Origin of the sequence: Pseudomonas tritici (assembly GCF_014268275.3) — a bacterium.
Taxonomy (GTDB): domain Bacteria; phylum Pseudomonadota; class Gammaproteobacteria; order Pseudomonadales; family Pseudomonadaceae; genus Aquipseudomonas; species Aquipseudomonas tritici.
In genome coordinates this window covers 2,870,466-2,892,577 of record NZ_CP077084.1, presented here as the reverse complement: position 1 = coordinate 2,892,577, position 22,112 = coordinate 2,870,466, and the positions used below count along the sequence as shown (strand labels likewise).

Sequence of the window (22,112 nt, the reverse complement as noted above, 5' to 3'; positions counted from 1 at the left end):
CCGCTCCCACACTGACTGCATTCCATCTGTGGGATCGCGGTCAGCCGTAGAAGTGCGGACGCTGCGGCAAGCTCACCTTCACAATCTGCTCGCTATTCTGCGCCTCAATACACGCATCCGCCGCCACCGCCGCCGCAAAACCATCCCACGCCGACGGCCCGCCAACCTGCCCGGCGCGTACGCTGTCGATAAACGCCTGCAACTCGACGTCATAGGCACCAATAAACCGATCCTTCCAGTCCATCAGAATCGCATTGGACAACTTCGCGCCACTGCGCATTTGCACCTGGGATGGCTCCGGCAGCTTGGCAATACCGGTCTCCCCCACCACTTCGCACTGGATGTCATAGCCGTACTGGCAGTTCACGAACACTTCGACATCGATACGCGTGCCCTTGGCGGTTTCCAGCAGCACGATCTGCGGGTCACGCAAGTGAGCCAGGGCCTTGCTGGATTTGCGTGGGAATACCACTTGCACCGAGACGTAGTCGTCGTTGAGCAGCCAACGCAACACATCCAGCTCGTGGATCAGGGTGTCGGTGATCGCCATGTCGGTCTTGTAGTTCTCGCCCACCGTCGGGTTGCGGTGCGCGCAGTGCAGCATCAGGGGTTCGCCGATCTGGCCGCTGTCGATCACCGCTTTCAATGCGCGATAACCCTCGTCGTACGGGCGCATGAAGCCGACTTGCACCAGGCGCTTGCCGTAGGCCACTTCGGCGTCGACGATCTTGCGGCAGCCGTCAGCCGTCACGGCCAAGGGTTTTTCGCAGAACACCGGTTTGCCGGCGGCGATGGCGGCGAGCACGAACTCTTCGTGGCTCGGGCCCCATGAAGTGACCAGAATGGCCTCGACCTGTGGCGAATTGATCAGCGCATGGCCGTCGGCGTACACCTCGGCGTCCAGCTTCAACTCTGCGACAACCTTGGCGGCTTGCTCAAGATTGATGTCGGTTACCGCCACCACCTGGCTGTTGAGCAAGGTCTGGCTGCAACGACGAATATGGTCGCGGCCGATGGCGCCGGTACCGATAACACCCAACTTCAAAGACATACATTCACTCCTTTTGTTATTAGTACTGCCGGGCCTTCGCCAGGTGTTCGTTGAGTTTTTTCGCGGCGGCATTCGTACGTTCGCTGGTGGACACCTGCGCCACACCCACCCGCCACCACGACAGGTAGCCGTGGATCATGGTCTTGGGCAGCACCTTGATATCGATCAGCGTCGAAACCGTTTGAGTTCGTGCATCGGCCAGCGCCGCTTCGAGTTGCTCCACAGTGCTGACCTTGTAGGTCTTGCAACCATAGGCCGCCGCGCTCATGGCGAAATCCACCGGCACCAGGCCGCCGTCGAGCTTGCCGCTCTCGGGGTTGCGGTAGCGGAACTCGGTGCCGAAGCTGTCCATGCCATTGCCGATCTGCAGGTTGTTGATGCAGCCGAAAGCCATGTTGTCGAGCAGCACCACGTTGATCTTGCGGCGCTCCTGGATCGAGGTGGCCAGCTCCGAATGCAGCATCATGTAGGAACCATCGCCGACCAGGGCGTAGACCTCTTTGGTCGGCTCGGCGAGTTTCACGCCGAGGGCGGCGTTGATCTCATAGCCCATGCACGAATAGCCGTACTCGACGTGGTAGGTGTTGACGCCCTTGCTGCGCCAGGCGCGCTGCAGGTCACCGGGCAGGCTGCCGGCGGCTGCGACGATGATTGCGTCATCGGCCAGGGTTTGGTTGAGCACGCCAAGCACACGGCTTTGGGTGAGGCACGAACCGGTCAGCTCGATGAATTCACGCAGCACCGCGCGGTCCAGGTGGTCGTCGACCTCCGGCACGAAGCCGTCACCGTCATATTCCACCTGATGCACACGGTCCACTTCGGTGTCCAGCTGCGCCTTGGCTTCACGGATCTGCTCGCCCCAGCCCGAACGATAATCGCCCAGGGCATCGGCCAGTGCTTCAAGGGCGACTTGTGCGTCAGCCAACACCTGCACGCCGTCCAGTTTCAAGGCGTCGCAGGGACTGATGTTGAGGTTGAGAAACCTCACCTCGGCGTGCTTGAACAGTGATTTGGACGAGGTGGTGAAGTCGGTATAACGCGTGCCGATACCGATGATCAGGTCGGCTTCGGGCGCCAGCAGGTTCGCCGCCAGGCAGCCAGTTTCTCCGATCCCGCCGACGTTCAGCGGATGGCTGGAGACCACGGCGCTCTTGCCCGCCTGGGTTTCGGCGAAGGGGATATCAAACCGTTCGGCAAACGCCTGCAGTGCAGCATTGGCACCGGAATACTTCACACCGCCGCCGCAGATGATCAGCGGCTTGCGCTTGCCGCGAAAGGCCGCCAGCGCATCACTGATCATCGCGGCGGTGGCCGGGCGACGTTCGATACGGTGCACGCGTTTTTGCAGGAAGTAGTCGGGATAGTCCCAGGCCTCGGCCTGCACGTCCTGGGGCAACGCCAGGGTCACGGCACCGGTTTCAGCCGGATCGGTAAGCACGCGCATGGCGTGGATTGCGGCGGTCATCAACTGCTCGGGGCGGTTGATGCGGTCCCAGTATTTGCTCACGGAGCGGAAGGCATCGTTGGTGCTGATGCTCAGGTCGTGGAACTGTTCGATCTGTTGCAACACCGGGTCGGGCTGGCGACTGGCATACACATCGCCGGGCAACAGCAGCAGCGGGATACGGTTGGCGGTCGCGGTCGCGGCGGCGGTGAGCATGTTGGCAGCGCCGGGGCCCACAGAAGCGGTGCACGCGTAGATCTTGCGGCGCAGGTGCTGCTTGGCAAAACCGATGGCGGCGTGGGCCATGCCCTGTTCGTTGCGGCCCTGGTGCACCACCAGGTCACCGCTGTCTTGCTCCAGGGCCTGGCCCAGGCCCAGCACGTTGCCGTGGCCGAAAATCGTGAACACCCCGGCGACAAACTTGCTCTGCACGCCATCGACTTCGATGTATTGGTTATCCAGGAACTTCACCAGGGCTTGGGCCATGGTCAGTCTTGTTGTGGTCATGTTCGCACCTTGAATGAATGCAAATCTTTCGATCAACAGTGATCCCATGTGGGAGCGGGCTTGCTCGCGAATGCGGTGTGTCAGTCACCGGATTTACTTACTGGTCCACCGCCTTCGCGAGCAAGCCCGCTCCCACACGTTATCCGCTGTCAGTTCCGGGATTTGTTCAGATGGGCAATGCTCGCGCCCAACGCCTGTTGTATATCCGCCAGTTCATGCACGCTCTCGGCAAACGGCTCAAACGACAAATAGCCGCTGTATCCCGTGCTGAGCAGCGTGTCGATCTGCGCCGCGTTACCAAGGATGTCACCCTCGCCCACCAACACGCGGTGGCCGTCACGAATCGAATTGAGCGGCGCCTCGGCATCTTCCACGCCGGAGATATGCACCAGCCCGGTCAATTCGGGGAAGAACTCATGTTCGCTGGCCAAGTGATGATGGAAGGTGTCGTGCACCAGGCGGAACACATCCAGGCCGCCAATGGACTGGATCGCATCCACCGCCACGCGCTTGCGGCGTAGCGCACATTCCTCAAAGCCCAGGGGTTCGATAAAACCGAGAATCCCGTATTCACGCAGGATCGGCGCCAGCTCGCTCAAGGCCGTGCGCAACCCGGCGGCACGCTGCGCTTCGTTGCGCGTATCGCCTCGCTCGTTGAACGGGCACATCACCAGGCCCTGGGCGCCGCACTCGCGGGCATAGGTGGCGAGCTGGATCGCTTGGGCGCGACGCTCCTCGTTCCACACGTCAAAGGGGTACAGCGCGTTGATCGACAGCACCTGGATGCCCTGCGCTGCGCACAACTCGCGCACGCGGCTGGCCGGGGTGCCGAATTCGATTTGCTTGTCCGCAAGGTCATTGCGGATCTCGATGGCATCGCACTTGAGCGCTGCGGCCAACTGGATGAAGTCCGGCAGGGACAGGTTGGGGGCGACCATGCGGTTAAGGGCAAAACGTAAAGGCGACTTCATTGTTGTTCTCCGTCCAAAACCGCTTAGAGGTCCAGCAGCCAGCTGTGCTGTGGGTCGTTATGGAAATGCCAGGCGCGCTTGGGGCCGGCCATCACGTTCAGGTAATACGATTCGTAGCCATACGGCACACTGACCGGGTGGTAACCCTTGGGCACCACCACCAGGTCGCTGTTTTCCACGGCCATGGCCTGGTCAATGCTGCGATCGTCGGTGTAGACGCGCTGGAACACAAAGCCCTGGGGCGGGTTGATCTGGTGGTAGTAGGTCTCTTCAAGAAAGCTCTGGTGCGGCAGGTCGTCGGTGTCGTGCTTGTGCGGCGGGTAGCTCGACGAATGCCCGGACGGCGTGCGTACCTCCACCACCAGCAGTGAATGGGCCGGCTCGCTGTCGGGCAGGATGTCGCACACATAGCGGGTGTTGGCCCCTTTGCCGCGCACGCTGCGTTTGCAGTCTTCCGGGCGGATCAGGCGCGGCTCGTAGCCGTCCGCCCCCGGCGCGGCGCAGACGGCAATCTGTACATCGCTCAACGCAGTGACCTGGGCATCGGTACCCGGTGGCAGGTAGGCGGCGAAGGGGGATTTGTCTTCAAACACCGACTGGCGATCCCCCAGGTTCTGCCAGTTGAAGCCTTCGCCTTCAATGTTCACGCGACCGCTGAGCAGTACCAAGCACAGCTCTTGATCACCGGCGCTGACCGGCAGGGTTTCGCCCAGGCTCAGGCGGTAAGCGGAAAAGCCCACGTACTCCAGGCGCCCCGCTTCCAGCGCGACCATGGTTTGTCCGCGTTTGCTGCTCTTGACCAACAAGCTCATTTTGCAGTCCTCTCATTCAGCAGGGCATCACTCAGCAGAGCACGTAGGGTGTCGTATCCTTTTTTCGCATAGATATAGCTGGGCGCCACAGCCGGGTCCTGCTCGGCCTCCACAACCAGCCAGCCTTCATAGTTCGCGGCCAGCAACTCATCGAGCAATTCGGCGAAGTCGATGTCACCGTCGCCGGGCACGGTGAAGGTGCCGTTGACGATGCAGTCGGGAAAACTCCACATCTGGTTACGCGCCAGTTGCACCACAGGCTTGCGCACGTCCTTGAAATGCACGTGGCAAATGCGGTCGATGTGTTTACGCAGCACCTCCACTGGTTCGCCGCCGCCCATGTAGCAGTGGCCCGAATCGAACAGCAGGCCGACTTCCGGGCCCGTTCGCTTCATCAACTGGTCGATGTCTTCCGCGGATTCGACGTAGGCGCCCATATGGTGGTGGTACGCCAGGCGCACGCCTTGGGACAGGGTGAAGCGCGCCAGTTCGGTGAGCTTGTCGGCATAATCCTGCCAGGCCTGTTCGCTGTGAAAGCGCGGGCGCTCGATCAGGCGGATGCGCGAACCCTGGATCGAATCGGCGACTTCGCCGTAGACCAATACACTGGCACCGTTTTGCTTGAGCAACTCGACATGGCCGGCGATGGCCTCGATTTCTTCGGCCACTGAACGCCGGGCCAGCCGGCTCGAGTACCAGCCGGAGACCAGTGCCAGGTCATAAGGACGCAGCACATCGCCGACGCCTTTGGCGTCCTTGGGGAATTTGCCGTTGAGTTCGAAGCCTTCGTAACCGATTTCCTTGCCTTCGCTCAAGGCGGTGCTCAGGGGCGTTTCGCCGCCCAGAGCTGGGAGGTCGTCGTTGCTCCAGGAAATCGGGTTGATGCCAATTCGGATTGCGGGCATGGCTGCACCTTTTGTTTTTATCTAGAGATCACCGGGATCTGCTTTATGTGGGAGCGGGCTTGCTCGCGAATGCGGTCTGTCAGGCAACACTTCTGTAACTGAACCACCGCATTCGCGAGCAAGCCCGCTCCCACATTTGACTGCATTCCACATTCGAGAAGCGTGTTTAGGTTCGGGCACTTCGCCAGGCATTGATCAGCTGTTCAAACGTGGCCTGTACTTGCTGAATCAAAACCTCATCATCAATCTCCCCCGCCATCCACGCCCGGCTCGGCTCCTGGAAGATCGTGCGGCCCACGGCAAAACCTCGGCAGGTGGTGCTCAGGCGGGCTTGCTGGAAGCCATCGGCGAGAAATTCGGCCGAGGCATTCAGGCCCAGCAGCACCACGCCACGGCAGTACGGGTCGCGGTCCTGGATCAGTTCGTCAAGCTTCTTCCAGTCCTCGGCCGACTGCGCCTCGATCTTCCACCACGCCGGGTAGATACCCAGGTTGTACAAGCGCTTGAGGCTGCGATAGAGCACGTCCGGGTAAGTGGACGGGTGGTCCTTGGGCGGGATGACTTCCAGCAACAATTCATGGCCACTGACAATAGATGCCTCGTACACCGCCTTGAGTTGGGCTTCCTGTTCCAGGCGCAGCAACGGCTCGTCGTCGGGGTGGAATTGCACGAGGCACTTGATGATCTGCTCCTGAGGCCAAGCGATCAGGTTGCTGCCAATCGAGCGGCCGTGCTCGAACGCCAGTGGGCGCGAGTTCTGCACCTCCACCGGGCGTGCGATCCACCAGCCACGGCCGCTGGCCGCATTAAGGGCGTCCTGGCCGAAGCGTTGGTCGGCCAGCAGGCCCACATCGGCATCTATGCCTTGCTCGGCGAGCTTTTTCTCGACGCGTTCGATGGCCTGGATAAACAGCTGCTTGATATCGCTGATGCGCGTTGGGTCCTGGCCACCTTTTTGCGCCAGGTCCACCAACTGCCAACGATGGTCGAAAGCAAACACGAACAGTTGCTTCCAGGCCTTGCGCGGCACCGAGACGCGGTGCAGGCGTTGCAAGGTGACGTCTTGATCTGGCCGGGTGATCGGCACCGGGCTGTTGAACAGGTACTCAAGCTCGGCAGGCGTCGGCATGGCCGGTGCGCAGGCGTGGCGCGATACCACAAGCCCGCCGCAGGCATTGGCCAACTGGCTGCAGCGCTCATCGCTGGCGTCATTGATCCAGCCGCTGAGGAAGCCCGACATAAATGCATCGCCAGCACCGAGCACGTTAAGCACTTCAACGCGCACACCGGGGTAGATGGCGCCGTCTTCCAGTCGCGCGGGGATGGCGCCGTGAATCACCGTGCAACCCTGCGGGCCGAGCTTGACCACCAGGGTCGCCGGTGTCAGCTCGCGGACTTTACGCAGTGCGGTGAGCAAATCTTCACTGCCACCCGCGATGAGGAATTCTTCTTCGGTACCGACGATCAAGTCGAAGCGCGGCAGGATTTTCTGCACATGCTGGCTGACGTTCTGGTCGGCGACAAACCGCGTCTCTCCATCCGCCTTGCCCGCCAGGCCCCACAGCACTGGGCGGTAGTCGATATCCAGCACGCGCTTGACGTTGTGCTTGGCCGCGTAGTCCAGCGCCTGGATGCTGGCCTTGTACACGCCGTCGGTGGAGAAATGCGTGCCGGTGATCAACAGCGCCTTGCTGGAGGCAATAAAGGCTTCACTGATGTCCTCGGCGCGCAGGGCCATGTCGGCGCAGTTTTCGCGGTAGAACACCAGGGGGAAGGTTTCGCGGTCCTTGAGGCCGAGTAGCACCAGGGCGGTCAGGCGCTCAGGGTCGACCTTGATGGCGCTGACATCGCAACCTTCGCGGGCCAGGGATTCCAGCAGGAAACGGCCCATGTGGTCATCGCCCACCCGGCTCAACATCGCCGATTTGAGGCCCAACCGTGCGGTGCCAAAGGCGATATTGGCAGAAGAACCGCCGAGGTATTTGGCAAAGCTGGACACGTCCTCAAGCCGTGCACCGACTTGTTGTGCATAGAGGTCGACGCCCAGGCGCCCGAGGCAAATCAAATCCAATTGACGCCCACTGGCAAAACGAGTCTGGCCCATGCTGGCTCCTGTTATTTTTATCAGCCTGCGTTGTGCCGTCGTGGTGGCGGCAAACGCTCTTGGTGGGAGCAGACTAGAACGTCCGGCGACGCCAATCAATATTTATTCTAGATATTTTTTCATTGGAATATTTTTTCCATTAAGCTTGCACAGGGGCAGCCCAGCGAGACTGCCTCGTTTAAGCAGGCCACGGTGGCCGTGATGCGCAGGTATTTTTTTGCGCCTACCCTGTAGACTTGCGCCACTTATCAGCGCATCAGAAGAACCGTCAGAAGGATTGCCCATGTCCCGCACCGATCATGAGACCCCCCTGGAAGAAACGCCCGCCAGCCCTCCGATCAATGCCGAACGCCTGTTGCAGCTGATCACCGACGAATACGAAAGCCTGCCACGCCAACTCAAACGCATCGCCAGCTACATGAGCCAGCAAAGCGACCGGATCATGGTCGACCGCATCAGCGACATCGCCCGCGAGTGCGAAGTGCACCCGTCGGCGATCGTGCGGTTTTCCCAGCGTTTCGGTTTCAGCGGTTTCAGTGAGATGCAGGCGCTGTTTCGCGAGGCCTACACCCACAAGACCACCCCGGTGCAGAACTACCAGCAGCGCATCCGCAGCATGATCGCCAACAAGTCGCAGAAGGCCAGCGGCGGCGACCTGGCGCGTGAGTGCGTCAACGCTACCCTCTCCGGCATCGAGCGCCTGGGGCTGGAACTCGATGACGTGGCATTCGACAAGGCCGTGGACCTGGTGGTCAACGCCGACAACATCTACGTGGTCGGCGTGCGCCGCTCGTTTGCGGTGGCCGATTACCTGGTCTACAACCTGCAGCACACCAACAAGCGCATCCACCTGATCTCGGGCCTGGGCGGCAGCTACCGCGAGCAGATGCGCAGCGTACGCGCCAATGACCTGGTGATTGCAATCAGCTTCTCGCCCTACGGCAAAGAGACCCAGCATTGCCTGCGGATTGCCCAGCATCATCAGGCCAAGACGTTGATTATCACCGACAGCAACCTGTCGCCCCTGGCCAAGCGGGCGAACGCGGTGCTGTTGGTGAATGAGGGCTCGTCGTTTGCGTTTCGTTCGTTGAGCGCCACGTTGTGCCTGTGCCAGGCATTGTTTATTGCGGTGGCGTATCGGTTGGAATTGAAGGTGGACGAGATACATGAGCAGGTCGGCTTCGACGACTGACCGCGCCTACACCAACTGCGCCAACGCGCGGCCGTGAAAGCGGATCTGCGCCAGGGTCAACGCGGTGTAGCCGATGATCACCGCCGGCGGCAATGTCAGCGCATGACAGAACTTGCCCAGCGGTTGTAGCGTCAACCCGACTGCAGCGGCACGGCGACAGAAATCCCCCTCTTCGACACCTTCCGGCAGCCACAACACAAAGTGCAATCCTGCCTGCTGCCCGCTGACGGTGCAGCGCCCACCCAGGCATTCCAGCAGCGCATCGCGCCGTGCCTGATAAGCCTGCCGCGAGGCACGCAGGTGACGCACAAACGCGCCACTGCGCAGAAACTCCACCAACCCCAGTTGATCACTGGCCCCCACCGAGTGCCCGGTGAGTTGCAAGGTACGCAACAACGAGCGGCGCAGCACGTTGGGCACCACCATGAAGCCCACGCGCAAACCGGGGAACAGGTTCTTGTTGAAGCTGCCGCAATAGATCACACGGTCGCCCGAATCCAGGGATTTAAGCGCGGCCAGCGGCGCGGTGTTGTAGTTGTATTCACTGTCGTAATCGTCTTCGACCACCCAGGCGTCGGCGCGGGCGGCCCAGTCCAACAGCGCCAGGCGACGGGACACCGACAACGTCATGCCCAATGGCGCCTGGTGGGCGGGCGTGACATAGGCCAGACGCGCCGTCTCGGGCAGTTGGGCAGTGTCGAGGCCGTCGGCAGTGACGGGAATTGCGTGGATGTGCGCCCCCGCCAGGGCGAACAAACGGCGTGCCGGCAGATAACCGGGGTCTTCGACACAGGCCGTGTCACCCGGCTTGAGCACGCTGCGCGCAATCAGGTCAAGGGCATGGCGGATGCCGGTGGTGACGATCACCTCATCGGCCTCGCATTGCATACCGCGATAGCTGCGCAGGTAATCGGCAATCTGCGCGCGCAGCTCGGGCAGACCGGCCGGGTGCGCCGCTTCCAGCACACCCGGGCCTACCGTCAGCAACCCACGGGAGATGCAGCGGGCCCAGGTTTTCAGATCAAACAGGCTGGCATCCGGACGCCGCGCAACGAAGGGCACATGGCTCTGCACGCCCGCATCCGGCTGATCAGGCTCCACACGGCGCCGTGGGATTTCCCTGGCTAAAGGTGCTGCAATGAATTGTTCCGGGATCACCGCGCACACCCGCGTACCAGACCCCGCCACCCGCTGCACGTAGCCTTCGCTGTGCAGGCGGTCAAACGCCGCCTCCAGCGTGCCACGGGATACCAACCAGCGCTCGGCCAGGCTGCGCGTGGAGGGCAAGCGGCTCCCGGCGGGCAACTGCCGGTTCAGGATCGCCCCGCGCAGGGCTTCGTAAGCGCCTTGCTGCTTGCCCGCGTCCAGCGTATCCGGGCGCGGCAGGTCGAGGGCGGATGCGGTTTTTCCCCGGCTCATAGTGGTCCTATCCATCAAGGCATTAGTGGCCCTGAGGATTAAACCACAAAGCCGCTAGAGTCCGGGCTCTACCTCTTGCATCGAGACGTCCAATGACTCAACGCGCCCTCTCTACCGGGTTCTGGCTGGTGCTGCTGACCGTCCTCATCGCCCTGCCCCGTATTACGCTGGACATGCACCTGCCAGCCTTGCCCGCCATGGCCGACTACTTCCAGACCAGCGACAGCCAGTTACAACTGACCCTGACGTTCTACACGCTGGGCTCGGCGATTTCCCTGCTGGTCAGCGGCCCGCTCACCGACCGCTTCGGCAGGCGTCCGGTGCTATTGGCCGGGCTGTTTTTGTACGTCGTGGCCACAGTGGCTTGCGCCCTGGCTGACAGCATCACCGTGCTGATCATCGTCCGCCTGTTCCAGGCATTGGGTGGCTGCTGCACCACGGTGATCGGCCGGGTGATCGTGCGCGATTACTTCGACCGCGACGAACAGGCGCGCTTGCTCGGTTTGATCTCCATGGCCATGGCCGTTTCGCCGATGGCCGCGCCGGTGCTGGGCAGCGTGCTGTTGCCCGTCGTCAACTGGCGCGGGCTATTTGTGTTGCTGGCGATGATTGGCGCACTGCTGTACGTAGTGGTGTATCGCCGCCTGCCTGAAACCCGTCCGCCGCAAGTCGCCGCGGCACCACCGAGTGGTTTGCTGCGCCTCTACGGGCAGCTTTTGCGTGACCGTCATTTCCTGCGCTATTCCCTGGCGATTGGCTGCGTCTACAGCACGTACTTTCCGTTTATCAGTGAGTCTTCGGCGCTGTTGCAACGGGGCTTCCAGTTGTCTGCCACGGCTTATGCACTGGTATTCGCTGCCACGATCAGCGGCTACATGCTGGGCGCGAATCTGTTTCGGCGGCTGGTGCTGCGCTTTGAACCAGACCGTTTGATCGCCGCAGCGATAGGCCTGAACGTGCTTGGCAGTGTCGTGCTCGCGGTCGCTACAACCACACTGCCAGGGGAATGGCTGGCGATTGTGCTGCCGATGGTGGTGATCATGGTGTCGGTGGGGATGGTGATTCCGGCCTGTCAGCTCTCGGTTTTGCAGCCGTATGGCGCGATTGCCGGGACAGCATCGGGGCTGTTCTTTTTTACCCAGATGTTCCTGACAGCGGTAAGCAGTTGGGCAACTGGCTTGTTGTCAGATGGTACGTCAGGACCTTTGGTGATCATGACAGCGGTGGCGAGCGTGTTGCTGGTGGCAAGCTGGCTGACACTGCGCACAACCAAATGTGGGAGCGGGCTTGCTCGCGAAGGCGGTGTATCAGTCACCCCATGAGTAGCTGACACACCGTCTTCGCGAGCAAGCCCGCTCCCACAGGGGGACCGAGCCAGGCTCAGTATCAGTGCACGAAGATCGCAATCAGGATAATGATCGGGATTGGAATGCCGAGGAACCACAGAAGTAATGAGCGCATGATGTTCTCCTTGAATTAATTAACGGACGAAGTGTTCGGTTTCGACATACACCACGGCATCGCGACGACGACCGCCATAGGTTGCAGCGAAACTGGCAAAGAAGGCGCCGATCAGCAGGGCAATGAAGGTCCACAGCGACGTATAGGCAGCGACTTTCGCAGCGGCATCAGCGGCTTGCTTGGCCTTGAGCTTGGCGTCTTCAACGGCTTTACGGGCATCGCCATAGACCTTGTCGATACGGGCTTCAGCATCAGCCTGACTGAGGTTGGTACGCTGGCTGATCAACTGGGCCAGGTAAGCACGGTCTTCAGCGGCGAGTTGACCGTCATTGCTCAGCGTGCGGGTGAAGATGCGCGCGACCACGCCATGTGCAGCGTCGTCACCGACGGCCACCGGGCGATCATCGCGAAACAGGCTGTCGACGTAGTAGTCGAAATCACCGCCGCTGACGCCTTTGGCTGCACTGCCGGCGGCCTGCGTCATGCCACTGGCCGCGCCGGCTGCAACGCTGGCACCGGCTTTCACACCACCGCTCACCACACTGCTGACCGAGCCGACCACCAGTACTGCGGTAATCAGCGTGGCAACAGCCCAGGCCAGGAAGCCATGGGCGGTGTCGCGAAAGTACACCTCATCGCCGTGCATATTCGCCCACTTCACACGCAACCGGCCGGCGATATAGCCGCCCAGCCCGGACGCGACGATCTGGGTAAAGGCCAGCCAGATAATCGTGGAAATGCCAAGGCCCTTGGCGCTGATGCCACTGTCAGCCCACGGCGACACCGCCGAAAAGCCCAGGCCGAAACCCAGCAGTACCAAGATCAGCGACAGTGCAGCCGCCGCCGCAGCCCCAGCAAAAATCGCCCCCCAGGAAACCCCGGAGAGCGTGCTCGACTCTTGTAGCGTGGATGAGGATGTGATCATTGTTTTTTTGCTCCCGGCAGGAAAAATGGTGTTACAAGTCTCAAAAAGGACAGTGCAGGCAGCGTGCCAGTCGCTATTAAATTTAATATCGTTGCAGATCAATAAGTTAAGTAATTTGAACTTACAAAAACCATGCAAGTTGCAAGAATTGATCGTTTGAGGCGGGCGTTATGCATTCCACGTAGTGAGCGGGCTTGCCCCGCGCTGGGCTGCGAAGCGGCCCCAACCCAGACACCCAGTTTCTCCAGTTGGAGCGAGATGTCAGGTTTTAGGGCGGCTTCGCCACCCAGCGCGGGGCAAGCCCGCTCACTACAATCCTTCGCAGCCATGAAATCTGTGTCAGTTTCGCCAAGATGACGTTTTATTTAGGAAGCGTTCAGCCATTTCTTGGCAAAATGCCCACACTTCTAGTGTGAATCGCTCACCAGGTAATCCTATGACCCGTATTTTGACCATCGAGGATGACGCCGTAACAGCCCGCGAGATCGTCGCCGAGCTGAGTAGCCATGGACTGGATGTAGATTGGGTGGACAACGGCCGCGAAGGCCTGGTCCGTGCCGTGAGTGGGGATTACGACCTGATCACCCTCGACCGCATGCTGCCGGAACTCGATGGCCTGGCCATCGTCACCACGTTGCGCACTATCGGGGTGTCGACGCCGATCCTGATGATCAGCGCTCTGTCCGACGTCGACGAGCGTGTGCGCGGCCTGCGCGCCGGGGGTGATGACTATCTCACCAAGCCGTTCGCGTCCGACGAAATGGCGGCGCGCGTCGAAGTGTTGCTGCGGCGAAAAAGCACGGTCAAGGAATTCGAAACCGCCCTGCGCGTGGCCGACCTGGAACTGAACCTGATCAGCCGCGAAGCCAGCCGCGCCGACCAACCGCTGAGCTTGCTGCCCACCGAATACAAACTGCTCGAATTCCTGATGCGCAACACCGGGCAGATCCTGTCGCGGATGATGATCTTTGAAGAAGTCTGGGGCTATCACTTCGACCCGGGCACCAACCTGATCGACGTGCACATCGGCCGCCTGCGCAAGAAGATCGACCCACCGGGCCTCACGCCGCTGATCCGCACGGTACGAGGTTCCGGTTATGTCATTGCTGAACCCATCTAAGGGCTGGCGCTCTTCCAGCAGCCGCCTGCTGGCGCTGTACAGTTCGTTGTTCGTGGCCTGGAGCTGCATCCTGATGGGGGTGCTGTATTACGAGGTGTCGGGTTACCTGAGCGACCTGTCGCGCCACTCCCTGATGCAGCGCCAACACTTATTCCAGCGCTTCGACGGCGAAGAACTGGTGGAAGCCCTGACCACCAGCATGACCTTCGACATGAAGGGCGTGGACGCCTACGGCCTGTTCGATGAGCACTTCCGCCCTCTCAGTGGACCGATCCGCGGCGTGCCGCCGGACCTGCCCCTGGATGGCAAGATCCACGCCCTGGCCAATTGCGTCGACTCCGACGACCCCAAGCTGCCCAAGGACAGCTGCGACGCCGTGGCCACCCACACCGAAGACGCCCGTTGGCTGGTGCTGGTGCGCGCCAACGGTTCGCTGTTTGGCGTGACCCGGATCATCTGGCATGCCCTGCTCTGGGCCCTGTCGTTGACCATTATCCCAGGCGCGGCTGGCTGGCACTTGCTGCGTCGGCGCCCGTTGCGTCGGATTCGCGGGATCCAGGCCAGCGCCGAAGCCATCGTCGCCGGCGACCTCACCCACCGTTTGCCGCTGTCCAACCGGCGCGACGAACTGGACATGCTCGCCGCCATCGTCAATGCCATGCTCGACCGCATCGAGAAGCTGATGAACGAGGTCAAGGGTGTGTGCGACAACATCGCCCACGACCTGCGCACGCCACTGACGCGGCTGCGCGCACAGCTGTATCGCATCAAGCAGGAGGCTGAAGCCGAGTCGGGCTACGCGGTGAAACTCGACGACGCGATTGCCGAGACCGACACGCTGATGGCGCGCTTTCGCGGGCTGCTGCGCATCTCCGAGCTGGAAGACCACCAGCGCCGCTCCGGCTTTCTGGTGATGGACCCACTGCCCCTGCTGCGTGAACTGCACGACTTCTACCTGCCCCTGGCCGAGGAAGGCGAATTGCAGTTGGTGCTCGACACCCCAGAGTCCCTGCCCTGGATCACCGGCGACCGCGCGCTGCTGTTCGAAGCCTTGTCCAACTTGCTGAGCAATTCGATCAAGTTCTCCCCGCCGGGCGGCGAAGTGATCTTGCGCGCGGTGAATGACGCTGGCAGCACACGCATCGAAGTCCACGACTCCGGGCCGGGCATACCACTGGCAGAACGTGCAGCGGTATTCCAACGCTTCTATCGCGTGGATGAAAGTGACCAACAAGGCGGGTTCGGGTTGGGCTTGTCGATTGTGGCGGCGATCATCAACTTGCATGGGTTCAAGTTGGTGGTGGGCAGCAGCGAGCGCGGCGGTGCCAGGTTGGTGCTGGAATGCCGCCAGCAGCTGATGCCCAAAGCCTGAGGTTCACACCGATCAAAAATGTGGGAGCAGGCTTGCTCGCTCCCACATTCGATGTGCAGTGCTTTGCAGATCAGGCCGGGAAGTTAGCCCGCAGCGCCTCAAGCCCACCGCCGTAAACACCAGCAAACAGTTCTTCTACCGCCGCATCCGTGGTCCCCGCAGCCGGCGTAAAAACACCCGACCAGGTCACTTTCGCCGACGACTCGCTCAACGCCTCAACCTGCAACGTCGCCAGGTACGCACTCACCGGAAACGGCGATTGCTCAATGGTGTAGCTGTACGTGCGCCCCACGTTATCAAACGTCTGCAAACGCTCCACGATTTCGCCACCGTCAGCGGTTTGCAGGTGACGCACGCGGCCGCCCTCGCTCGGTTCGCTCTTGACGATAAACGGCAGCCAGTCCGGCAGGCTGTTGAAGCCGCCGATCAATTGCCAGACCTGATCGGCCGATACCGGGATTTCAATCACAGAAGAGGCTGTTGCCACAATAAATACTCCAGAAATGAAAAAAATCAGATCGCCATGCTGTCGACCACACCACCGTCGACCCGCAACGCGGCACCGGTGGTGGCAGACGACAGGGGTGAAGCAATGTACGCCACCAGGTTGGCGACTTCATCCACATTCGCCGCACGCTGGATGATCGAGGTCGGCCGCGCGTTACGCACAAATACGTCCGCCTCGTCCCGCGCACTGCGCCCGGACTTTTGCGTCGCGTCCTTGAGCATCTGCTCCAGCCCGTCGGTGAAGGTCGGGCCCGGCAGCACAGCGTTGACCGTCACACCGGTGCCCGCGAGGCGCTTGGCCAAGCCATGGGACACCGCCAGGTTGGCGCTTTTGGTCACGCCGTAATTGATCATATCCGCGGGCGTCGCCACGCCGGACTCCGACGACAGGAAGATCACCCGCCCCCAGCCATGCCCGACCATGCCCGGCACATAATGCCGCGCCAGGCGTACGCCGGAAATCACATTGACCTCATAGAAACGCGTCCACTCGCTGTCTGGCGTTTCGAAGAAATCCACATCGTTGAAGATGCCCAGGTTGTTGACCAGGATGTCGGCACGCGGTTCGGCGGCAAACAGTTTTTCTGCGCCTTCAGCCGTGCCCAGGTCCGCCACCAATCCGCGCAAGTCAGCGCCGGGGACGGCCTGGCGAATGCTCGCCAAAGCCTCATCCACCTTGCCGGCTTCACGCCCGATCACCACCACGGTAGCGCCGGACTGCGCCAGCGCCTGGCTGATGCCCAGGCCAATGCCGGCGGTGCTGCCGCTGACGATGGCGACTTTGCCACTTACATCAATTTTCATGGTTATTACTCCTGAAGTTAGAGCGGCAGTGGTGCGCGGTCCGAGATCAATCGGGCATCGCGCAGGGCCTGCCAGAAGGCTGCCGGGATCTTCTCTGACAACGCTGCGACGTCTTCGGCAATCCGCCCCGGACGACTGGCACCTGGAATCACCGCGGCCACTGCCGGATGCGCCAGCGAGAATTGCAGCGCCGCAGCTTTTACGCTGATGCCGAATGCCTGGGCAATTGCCTTGATCTGTTCGACCTTGCTGATGATCGCCGGGCTGGCTTTCTGGTATTCGAAGTGCGCACCACCGGCGAGGATGCCGGAGCTGTAGGGGCCACCGACGACGATCTCGACGTTCTGCGCCAGGGCCGCGTCCATCAAGCGTTGCAGGGCACGATCGTGGTCCAGCAGCGTGTAGCGGCCGGCCAGCAAAAAGCCGTCGGGTTGCGCTTCAGTCAGGTCCAGGGTCAGTTCGCACGGTTCGACGCGGTTCACACCCAGGCCCCAGGCCTTGATCACGCCCTCTTCGCGCAGGCGGGTCAGGACCTTGAAGGCGCCCGTGCGAGCCTGGTTGAAGTACTCCAGCCATTGGTCGCCGTAGAAGTCCTGGGCGATGTCATGAACCCACACGATGTCCAGGCGATCGGTTTTCAAGCGAGTCAGGCTGTCTTCAATCGAACGCATCGTCGCGTCGGCGCTGTAGTCGTTGACCATTTTGTTCGGGCGACCGTGTTCGAACACGCCGCTCTTTTCGCCAAGGTCACGGGCACTTTCTTCGACTTCGTCGAGAATCACCCGGCCGACTTTGGTGCTGAGCACGAAGTCATCGCGGTTGTACTTCGACAGGGCTTGGCCCAGGCGAATTTCCGACAGCCCCGAGCCGTAGAACGGCGCGGTGTCGAAGTAGCGCACTCCGGCGTTCCAGGCGGCCTCGACGGTCGCCTGGGCTTCGTCTTCAGGAATGGCGCGGAACATGTTGCCCAGGGGTGCGGTGCCAAAGCCGAGTTGGCCTGGGAGTTTGTCTTTCAAGCTCATGGTGGATCCTCAATTGGGTAAGAGGTCGCTGTGACCGTTGAGCAAATCCTAGATTGCCTAGATCGGACCGTCCAAGACATACTGCGACGAACTTGAGTCCTCTCAGGTCTTAAAAGAAGAGGTCTGACATGATTGATCTACGCCAACTGCGTTACTTCGAAGTGGTCGCTGAAGAAGAACACGTCGGCCGCGCGGCCGAGCGCCTGCACATTTCCCAGTCGCCGCTGAGTCGGCAGATCGCCCAGCTCGAAGAACGCCTGGGCCTGACCCTGTTCGAACGCAGCCAGCAACGCATCCGCCTGACCCGCGACGGCCAGACCTTTCTCGCCGAAACCAAGGCGCTGCTGACCCATGCCAATCGCCTGGAATCCCTGGGCAAGCGCCTGGGTCGTGGCGAGGAAGGCGGCCTGTGCATCGGCTATATCGAAAACGCCATGCATGCCGGCGTGCTGCCGAACGCCCTGCGCGTCCTACGCGACGACCGGCCCAACGTGCATATCAAGCTGTATAACCTGCCCTCCCTGGAACAACTCGAAGGCCTGCGCCAACGCAGCCTGGACATCGCCCTGGTCGGCGAGCCGCCAGCCGCCGACGATCCCGATCTGACCGCGCTGCAAGTGCTGGACGACCCGATGCTGCTGGCCTTGCCGGAGCATCATCCGCTGGCCCGAGAAAACCACTTGCTGCCCGAACACTTGGCGGACGAACAGTGGATCGGCGTGCAGCGCAAACCCAGCGCCAACCCTGCCGATGACTTTGTCGCCGCCTGCATCCGCGCCGGTTTTACCCCGCAGATACCCATGGAAGCCAGCGAGCCGTTCACCGCATTGGGTTTGGTGGCCTCAGGGCTGGGCGTGGCGATGGTGCAAAAAGGCCTGAGCCGCAATGCACCGCCCGGCGTGGTGCTGCGGGAATTGCCGTGGTTGACCTACACCACTCCGTTATGGGCGGCGTGGCATCGGATCAACCTGCGGCCATTGGTGGAAACCTTTCGCAAAGTGCTCACCGAACCCAAGGGCTGACGCTCCCACGTTTGGATTGCGGCGCCTGCTAGACGAGCTCCCGCAGGCGATACCACATCATCCCCAACGCCAGCAGCGGCGAGCGCAACGCTTTGCCGCCGGGGAAGGTCATGTGTGGCACTTGGCTGAAAATATCCAGGCCCTGGCCCGCGCCTGCATGAATCCCTTCAGCCAACAACCGCGCGCACCAGTGGGTCACGTTCAGCCCATGCCCGGAATACCCCTGGGCGTAGAACACATTGGGGTATTGCTTCAAGCGCCCGACCTGGGGGAAGCGGTTGGCGGTGATGCCGATCTTGCCGCCCCACTGGAACTCAATCGCGGTATTGGCCAACTGCGGGAACACCTTGAGCATTTTCGGCTGCATATAGCCGGCGATGTCCGCCGGATCGCGTCCGGAGTAATGGCAGGCACCACCGAACAACAGGCGACGGTCGGCGGACAGCCGGTAGTAATCCAGGCCGACTTTCTGGTCGCACAGCGCCAGGTTTTGCGGGATCAGTTGGTTGGCCATTTCTCCCGACAGCGGCTCGGTGGCAATGATGTAGCTGCCGGCCGGGAGCACTTTGCCGCTCAAGCGCGGTTCGAGTTCTTCCAGATGCGCATTACACGCCAGCACCAGATGGGCGGCGCGCACCGTGCCCCCTGCGCAGCGCACCTGAACCGTGTCGCCATGGGTCAGTTCCAACACCTCGGTATGCTCGAAAATTCGCACCCCGAGGGATTCGGCGACCTGCGCTTCACCCGACACCAGATTCAGCGGGTGCAAGTGCCCCGAGCCCATGTCCACCAGGCCACCGGCATACACCGTCGAGCCCACCACTTGCTGTATGTCCTGCGGGCCAACCAGCCGGGTTTCATGGGTGTACCCCAGCTTCGCCAGGTGCTCCTGTTCAGCGTTGAACGCCGAAAACTGCGCCGGCGTATTGGCCAGTTCGCAAAAGCCCCAGCGCAGGTCGCACTGGATGTTGTGCTCACGAATCCGTTCGCCCACCAGCGCCACCGAATCGATACCGGCGCGCTCCAGGTAACGCACGCCCTCCTCGCCCACATACTTGGCAAACCCCGACACATCGTGGCCGATACCGCGAATCAACTGCCCGCCATTGCGCCCACTGGCGCCCCAGCCGATGCGCCGGGCCTCCAGCAGGATCACCGAGAGCCCGCGCTGCGCCAGTTCGATAGCGGTATTCACGCCGGTGAACCCGCCGCCGATCACGCACACATCGGCATTCAAGTCTGCGCCGAGTGACGGGCGCTCCGGCAGGGCATTGGCCGAAGCACGGTAATAGGATCGGGCGTGGTCACTGGATGGGGTCATTTGTTGGTCTTCACTTTGCTCCAGGCGCGGGTCATCAGGCGCATGGTCGCCGGGGTTGGCGTGGTGGAAATGTAGAGTTTGTCGAGCACTTCCTGCGGCGGGTACACCTCAGGGTTGTTCACCAGCTCCGGGGCCATGAAGGCCTTGGCCGCCGGGTTGGCATTGGCGTAACCGACCGAGGCGCTGACCTTGGCGATCACTTCAGGGTCGAGCAGGTAGTTGATGAACGCGTGAGCTTGTTTCGGGTTGCTCGCGTCGGCGGGAATCGCCAGCAGGTCGAACCACAGGTTGGAGCCTTCCTTGGGAATCGAATAGGCGATGTTCACCCCGTTCTTGGCTTCCTTGGCACGGTTGGCCGCCTGGAACACGTCCCCGGAATAACCGAAGGCCACACAGATATCACCGTTGGCCAGGTCCGAAATGTACTTGGAGGAATGGAAGTAGGTGACGTACGGCCGCAGCGTCAGCAGCTTGGCCTCGGCCTGCTTATAGTCCTCGGGATTCTCGCTGCGTGGGTCCTTGCCCATGTAGTTGAGGATCGCCGGGAACAGCTCGTCTGCCGAATCGAGGAAGGCCACGCCGCACTGATTGAGCTTTTTGATGTTCTCTGGCTCGAACAGCACCGCCCACGAGTCGATATGGTCGACGCCCAGCACCTGCTTGACCTTGTCGACGTTGTAGCCGATGCCATTGGTGCCCCACAGGTACGGCACCGAGTGTGCGTTGCCCGGGTCGTTTTTTGCCAGCAGCGCGAGCAATTTGGGGTCGAGGTTCTTGAAATTGGGCAATTGCGCGCGGTCCAGCTTGAGGAATGCGCCGGCCTTTATCTGGCGCGCCAGGAAGTGGTTGGACGGCACCACCACGTCATAACCGGTGCGCCCGGCGAGCAATTTGCCCTCCAGGGTTTCGTTGGAATCGAACACGTCGTAGACCACGTTGATCCCGGTCTTGGCCTGGAAGTCAGCCAAGGTGGTCTCGCCGATATAGTCGGTCCAGTTGTAGACGCTCACGGTTTGTGCCGCTTCGCTGGTGCTACTGAGGGCGGCGACCAAGGCCAGGGGGATAAGCTTGTTCACAAGACGCATATCGGAAACCTCGCAGAGGGGATGCCGCGCCGGGTTGAACTGCCCGCGCATTGAGGTCTATCTTGAGCCGTATGTCGAACCACCTCTATCCACTTTGCACGCACCACAACGCACCAATAGAGTGCGCACGGATCACCCATGACACAGGCAACCGCTTTGCGCGTACAGGCCTTCACCACCGGTGATGTGGCCGCCCAATGCAGTGCGACACCCGGCTGGGTGCAACAGTACCAGCAGATGTCCCCGGGGCATTTTGCGGGGCAGATCCGCTACCTCGACCTGCAAGGCGTGGAGGTCTACGAAGAGTGCATGAACACGCGGGTGGAACAACATTTCAACGCGCCAACCGGCGCCCTCGCGTTCTGTTTCGACGGCAGCGATAACGCGCTGTACCTGCTCAATGGCGAAAGCCGCAACACCTGGATCACCCCGGAAAACTACCGTGAAGTGGCGGTGGTGTTCGGGCCGCAGTTCGTGCAGCGCCATGGCTTGGACCTGGCAAAGCTGGAAGGTTTGTTCATGGCGCCGCTGACCTGCCAGCAGAATGCACTGTTCACCCGCTGGCTGAGTGGCACCCTCACCCGCTTGTCCGCCGTGATCGACCCTGCCAGCCGTGACGCGCTCAGCCAGCAATTACTCGACGATTGCCTGTTCATCCTCGACAACGCCTGTGTGTGCCTGGACAGCAGTTCATTGCAACGACGCGGCGAAGCGCGCCTGCTGATGGCGCGCATTGGCGAATGGGCGGCGGATGCGCCGGATGAAGCCGTCAACCTGCTGGAACTGGCACAGATTGCCGGCGTGCCGTTGCGTCAGTTGCAGCAAGGGTTCAAGACCTATACGGGGATGAGCCCGGCGCAGTGGTTGCGGTTGCGCCGGTTGAACGGGGCGCGGCGGGAGTTGCTGGGTTCACCTGACTCAACCGTGGCCGAAGTGGCGATGAACTGGTCGTTCTGGCATTTGGGGCGGTTTTCCAATAGTTATCGGGCGTTGTTCAAGGAGTTGCCCAGCGAAACCCTGAAGCGCCATGGTTGAAATGCGCCCAAAACTGTGGGAGCTGGCAGGCAA

Annotated in this window: 19 protein-coding genes; 6 read left to right on the top strand and 13 right to left on the bottom strand. The window is 61.5% G+C overall.

Translation table 11 applies throughout. The features are described from left to right. Positions 1–40: 40 nt before the first annotated feature. The 6 genes from iolG to HU722_RS12835 form a co-directional block, all read right to left on the bottom strand. Positions 41–1,051: a bifunctional inositol 2-dehydrogenase/D-chiro-inositol 1-dehydrogenase gene (iolG, locus tag HU722_RS12860; RefSeq protein ID WP_065876098.1), complete on the bottom strand. Its 1,011-nt coding sequence runs from the start codon at positions 1,049–1,051 to the stop codon at positions 41–43. A 19-nt stretch (positions 1,052–1,070) separates the two neighbouring features. After that, positions 1,071–3,002: a 3D-(3,5/4)-trihydroxycyclohexane-1,2-dione acylhydrolase (decyclizing) gene (iolD, locus tag HU722_RS12855; RefSeq protein WP_065891235.1), complete on the bottom strand. Its 1,932-nt coding sequence runs from the start codon at positions 3,000–3,002 to the stop codon at positions 1,071–1,073. Between the two features lie 149 nt (positions 3,003–3,151). Beyond that, on the bottom strand, positions 3,152–3,973 hold the full coding sequence (locus HU722_RS12850) for a TIM barrel protein (protein WP_065909617.1): 822 nt from the start codon (positions 3,971–3,973) through the stop codon (positions 3,152–3,154). A 23-nt stretch (positions 3,974–3,996) separates the two neighbouring features. Further along, positions 3,997–4,785 carry a 5-deoxy-glucuronate isomerase gene (gene iolB / locus HU722_RS12845; protein ID WP_065876095.1) on the bottom strand — a complete coding sequence of 263 codons (789 nt, stop codon included), beginning with the start codon at positions 4,783–4,785 and terminating at the stop codon, positions 3,997–3,999. Further along, a complete protein-coding gene (gene iolE / locus HU722_RS12840; protein WP_186754707.1) occupies positions 4,782–5,690 on the bottom strand; it encodes a myo-inosose-2 dehydratase in 909 nt (302 codons plus the stop codon). The genes iolB and iolE overlap by 4 nt, the downstream gene beginning before the upstream one ends. Positions 5,691–5,856: 166 nt before the next feature. Then, positions 5,857–7,794, bottom strand: a complete 1,938-nt coding sequence (locus HU722_RS12835; RefSeq protein ID WP_186754705.1) for a bifunctional 5-dehydro-2-deoxygluconokinase/5-dehydro-2-deoxyphosphogluconate aldolase — start codon at positions 7,792–7,794, stop codon at positions 5,857–5,859. A gap of 283 nt (positions 7,795–8,077) precedes the next feature. Here HU722_RS12835 and HU722_RS12830 point away from each other — a divergent pair, with 283 nt between their 5' ends. Further along, complete coding sequence (locus tag HU722_RS12830; protein WP_065876092.1) at positions 8,078–8,986, top strand: MurR/RpiR family transcriptional regulator; 909 nt, start codon at positions 8,078–8,080, stop codon at positions 8,984–8,986. 6 nt (positions 8,987–8,992) lie between these two features. Here HU722_RS12830 and pdxR read toward each other — a convergent pair whose 3' ends face one another. Beyond that, a complete protein-coding gene (gene pdxR / locus HU722_RS12825) occupies positions 8,993–10,405 on the bottom strand; it encodes a MocR-like pyridoxine biosynthesis transcription factor PdxR (RefSeq protein ID WP_186754703.1) in 1,413 nt (470 codons plus the stop codon). Between the two features lie 92 nt (positions 10,406–10,497). Between pdxR and HU722_RS12820 the strand changes: the two genes are divergently transcribed. Further along, positions 10,498–11,727 (top strand): multidrug effflux MFS transporter, encoded by a 1,230-nt coding sequence (locus HU722_RS12820; RefSeq protein ID WP_065881700.1) that lies wholly within the window; start codon positions 10,498–10,500, stop codon positions 11,725–11,727. A gap of 158 nt (positions 11,728–11,885) precedes the next feature. Here the strand turns inward: HU722_RS12820 and HU722_RS12815 are convergent, their stop codons facing one another. Beyond that, complete coding sequence (locus HU722_RS12815; protein ID WP_065876089.1) at positions 11,886–12,791, bottom strand: hypothetical protein; 906 nt, start codon at positions 12,789–12,791, stop codon at positions 11,886–11,888. A 436-nt stretch (positions 12,792–13,227) separates the two neighbouring features. Here HU722_RS12815 and HU722_RS12810 point away from each other — a divergent pair, with 436 nt between their 5' ends. Together HU722_RS12810 and HU722_RS12805 are read left to right on the top strand one after the other, a co-directional pair. Beyond that, positions 13,228–13,911, top strand: coding sequence for a response regulator transcription factor (locus tag HU722_RS12810; RefSeq protein ID WP_065876088.1), 684 nt, complete (start codon positions 13,228–13,230; stop codon positions 13,909–13,911). After that, a complete protein-coding gene (locus HU722_RS12805) occupies positions 13,889–15,283 on the top strand; it encodes a sensor histidine kinase (protein WP_186754697.1) in 1,395 nt (464 codons plus the stop codon). The genes HU722_RS12810 and HU722_RS12805 overlap by 23 nt, the downstream gene beginning before the upstream one ends. 70 nt (positions 15,284–15,353) lie before the next feature. Here HU722_RS12805 and HU722_RS12800 read toward each other — a convergent pair whose 3' ends face one another. From HU722_RS12800 to HU722_RS12790, 3 genes are read right to left on the bottom strand one after another with little or no spacing between them, the layout of a single operon-like run. Then, the gene (locus HU722_RS12800) at positions 15,354–15,770 is read right to left on the bottom strand and encodes an SRPBCC family protein (protein WP_186754696.1); all 417 of its coding nucleotides are present in this window, start codon (positions 15,768–15,770) and stop codon (positions 15,354–15,356) included. A 26-nt stretch (positions 15,771–15,796) separates the two neighbouring features. Further along, positions 15,797–16,594 (bottom strand): SDR family NAD(P)-dependent oxidoreductase, encoded by a 798-nt coding sequence (locus HU722_RS12795; protein ID WP_065881707.1) that lies wholly within the window; start codon positions 16,592–16,594, stop codon positions 15,797–15,799. Between the two features lie 17 nt (positions 16,595–16,611). Then, positions 16,612–17,616, bottom strand: a complete 1,005-nt coding sequence (locus HU722_RS12790) for an aldo/keto reductase (protein ID WP_065881710.1) — start codon at positions 17,614–17,616, stop codon at positions 16,612–16,614. A gap of 128 nt (positions 17,617–17,744) precedes the next feature. Between HU722_RS12790 and HU722_RS12785 the strand changes: the two genes are divergently transcribed. Then, positions 17,745–18,638 carry a LysR substrate-binding domain-containing protein gene (locus HU722_RS12785; RefSeq protein ID WP_065881713.1) on the top strand — a complete coding sequence of 298 codons (894 nt, stop codon included), beginning with the start codon at positions 17,745–17,747 and terminating at the stop codon, positions 18,636–18,638. Positions 18,639–18,666: 28 nt separating this feature from the next. Here the strand turns inward: HU722_RS12785 and HU722_RS12780 are convergent, their stop codons facing one another. Next, a complete protein-coding gene (locus HU722_RS12780) occupies positions 18,667–19,959 on the bottom strand; it encodes an NAD(P)/FAD-dependent oxidoreductase (RefSeq protein WP_065881714.1) in 1,293 nt (430 codons plus the stop codon). Next, a complete protein-coding gene (locus HU722_RS12775) occupies positions 19,956–21,044 on the bottom strand; it encodes a polyamine ABC transporter substrate-binding protein (RefSeq protein ID WP_186754695.1) in 1,089 nt (362 codons plus the stop codon). Before HU722_RS12775 ends, HU722_RS12780 begins: the two co-directional genes overlap by 4 nt. 138 nt (positions 21,045–21,182) lie before the next feature. Here HU722_RS12775 and HU722_RS12770 point away from each other — a divergent pair, with 138 nt between their 5' ends. Continuing rightward, complete coding sequence (locus HU722_RS12770; protein ID WP_186754693.1) at positions 21,183–22,079, top strand: helix-turn-helix domain-containing protein; 897 nt, start codon at positions 21,183–21,185, stop codon at positions 22,077–22,079. The last annotated feature ends 33 nt before the right edge of the window (positions 22,080–22,112 follow it).

Excerpts from the sequence above, each read along its gene's own strand:
- iolG (WP_065876098.1), bottom strand. The coding sequence starts at position 1,051 with ATGTCTTTGAAGTTGGGTGTTATCGGTACCGGCGCCATCGGCCGCGAC.
- iolD (WP_065891235.1), bottom strand. The coding sequence starts at position 3,002 with ATGACCACAACAAGACTGACCATGGCCCAAGCCCTGGTGAAGTTCCTG.
- HU722_RS12850 (WP_065909617.1), bottom strand. The coding sequence starts at position 3,973 with ATGAAGTCGCCTTTACGTTTTGCCCTTAACCGCATGGTCGCCCCCAAC.
- iolB (WP_065876095.1), bottom strand. The coding sequence starts at position 4,785 with ATGAGCTTGTTGGTCAAGAGCAGCAAACGCGGACAAACCATGGTCGCG.
- iolE (WP_186754707.1), bottom strand. The coding sequence starts at position 5,690 with ATGCCCGCAATCCGAATTGGCATCAACCCGATTTCCTGGAGCAACGAC.
- HU722_RS12835 (WP_186754705.1), bottom strand. The coding sequence starts at position 7,794 with ATGGGCCAGACTCGTTTTGCCAGTGGGCGTCAATTGGATTTGATTTGC.
- HU722_RS12830 (WP_065876092.1), top strand. The coding sequence starts at position 8,078 with ATGTCCCGCACCGATCATGAGACCCCCCTGGAAGAAACGCCCGCCAGC.
- pdxR (WP_186754703.1), bottom strand. The coding sequence starts at position 10,405 with ATGAGCCGGGGAAAAACCGCATCCGCCCTCGACCTGCCGCGCCCGGAT.
- HU722_RS12820 (WP_065881700.1), top strand. The coding sequence starts at position 10,498 with ATGACTCAACGCGCCCTCTCTACCGGGTTCTGGCTGGTGCTGCTGACC.
- HU722_RS12815 (WP_065876089.1), bottom strand. The coding sequence starts at position 12,791 with ATGATCACATCCTCATCCACGCTACAAGAGTCGAGCACGCTCTCCGGG.
- HU722_RS12810 (WP_065876088.1), top strand. The coding sequence starts at position 13,228 with ATGACCCGTATTTTGACCATCGAGGATGACGCCGTAACAGCCCGCGAG.
- HU722_RS12805 (WP_186754697.1), top strand. The coding sequence starts at position 13,889 with ATGTCATTGCTGAACCCATCTAAGGGCTGGCGCTCTTCCAGCAGCCGC.
- HU722_RS12795 (WP_065881707.1), bottom strand. The coding sequence starts at position 16,594 with ATGAAAATTGATGTAAGTGGCAAAGTCGCCATCGTCAGCGGCAGCACC.
- HU722_RS12790 (WP_065881710.1), bottom strand. The coding sequence starts at position 17,616 with ATGAGCTTGAAAGACAAACTCCCAGGCCAACTCGGCTTTGGCACCGCA.
- HU722_RS12785 (WP_065881713.1), top strand. The coding sequence starts at position 17,745 with ATGATTGATCTACGCCAACTGCGTTACTTCGAAGTGGTCGCTGAAGAA.
- HU722_RS12780 (WP_065881714.1), bottom strand. The coding sequence starts at position 19,959 with ATGACCCCATCCAGTGACCACGCCCGATCCTATTACCGTGCTTCGGCC.
- HU722_RS12775 (WP_186754695.1), bottom strand. The coding sequence starts at position 21,044 with ATGCGTCTTGTGAACAAGCTTATCCCCCTGGCCTTGGTCGCCGCCCTC.
- HU722_RS12770 (WP_186754693.1), top strand. The coding sequence starts at position 21,183 with ATGACACAGGCAACCGCTTTGCGCGTACAGGCCTTCACCACCGGTGAT.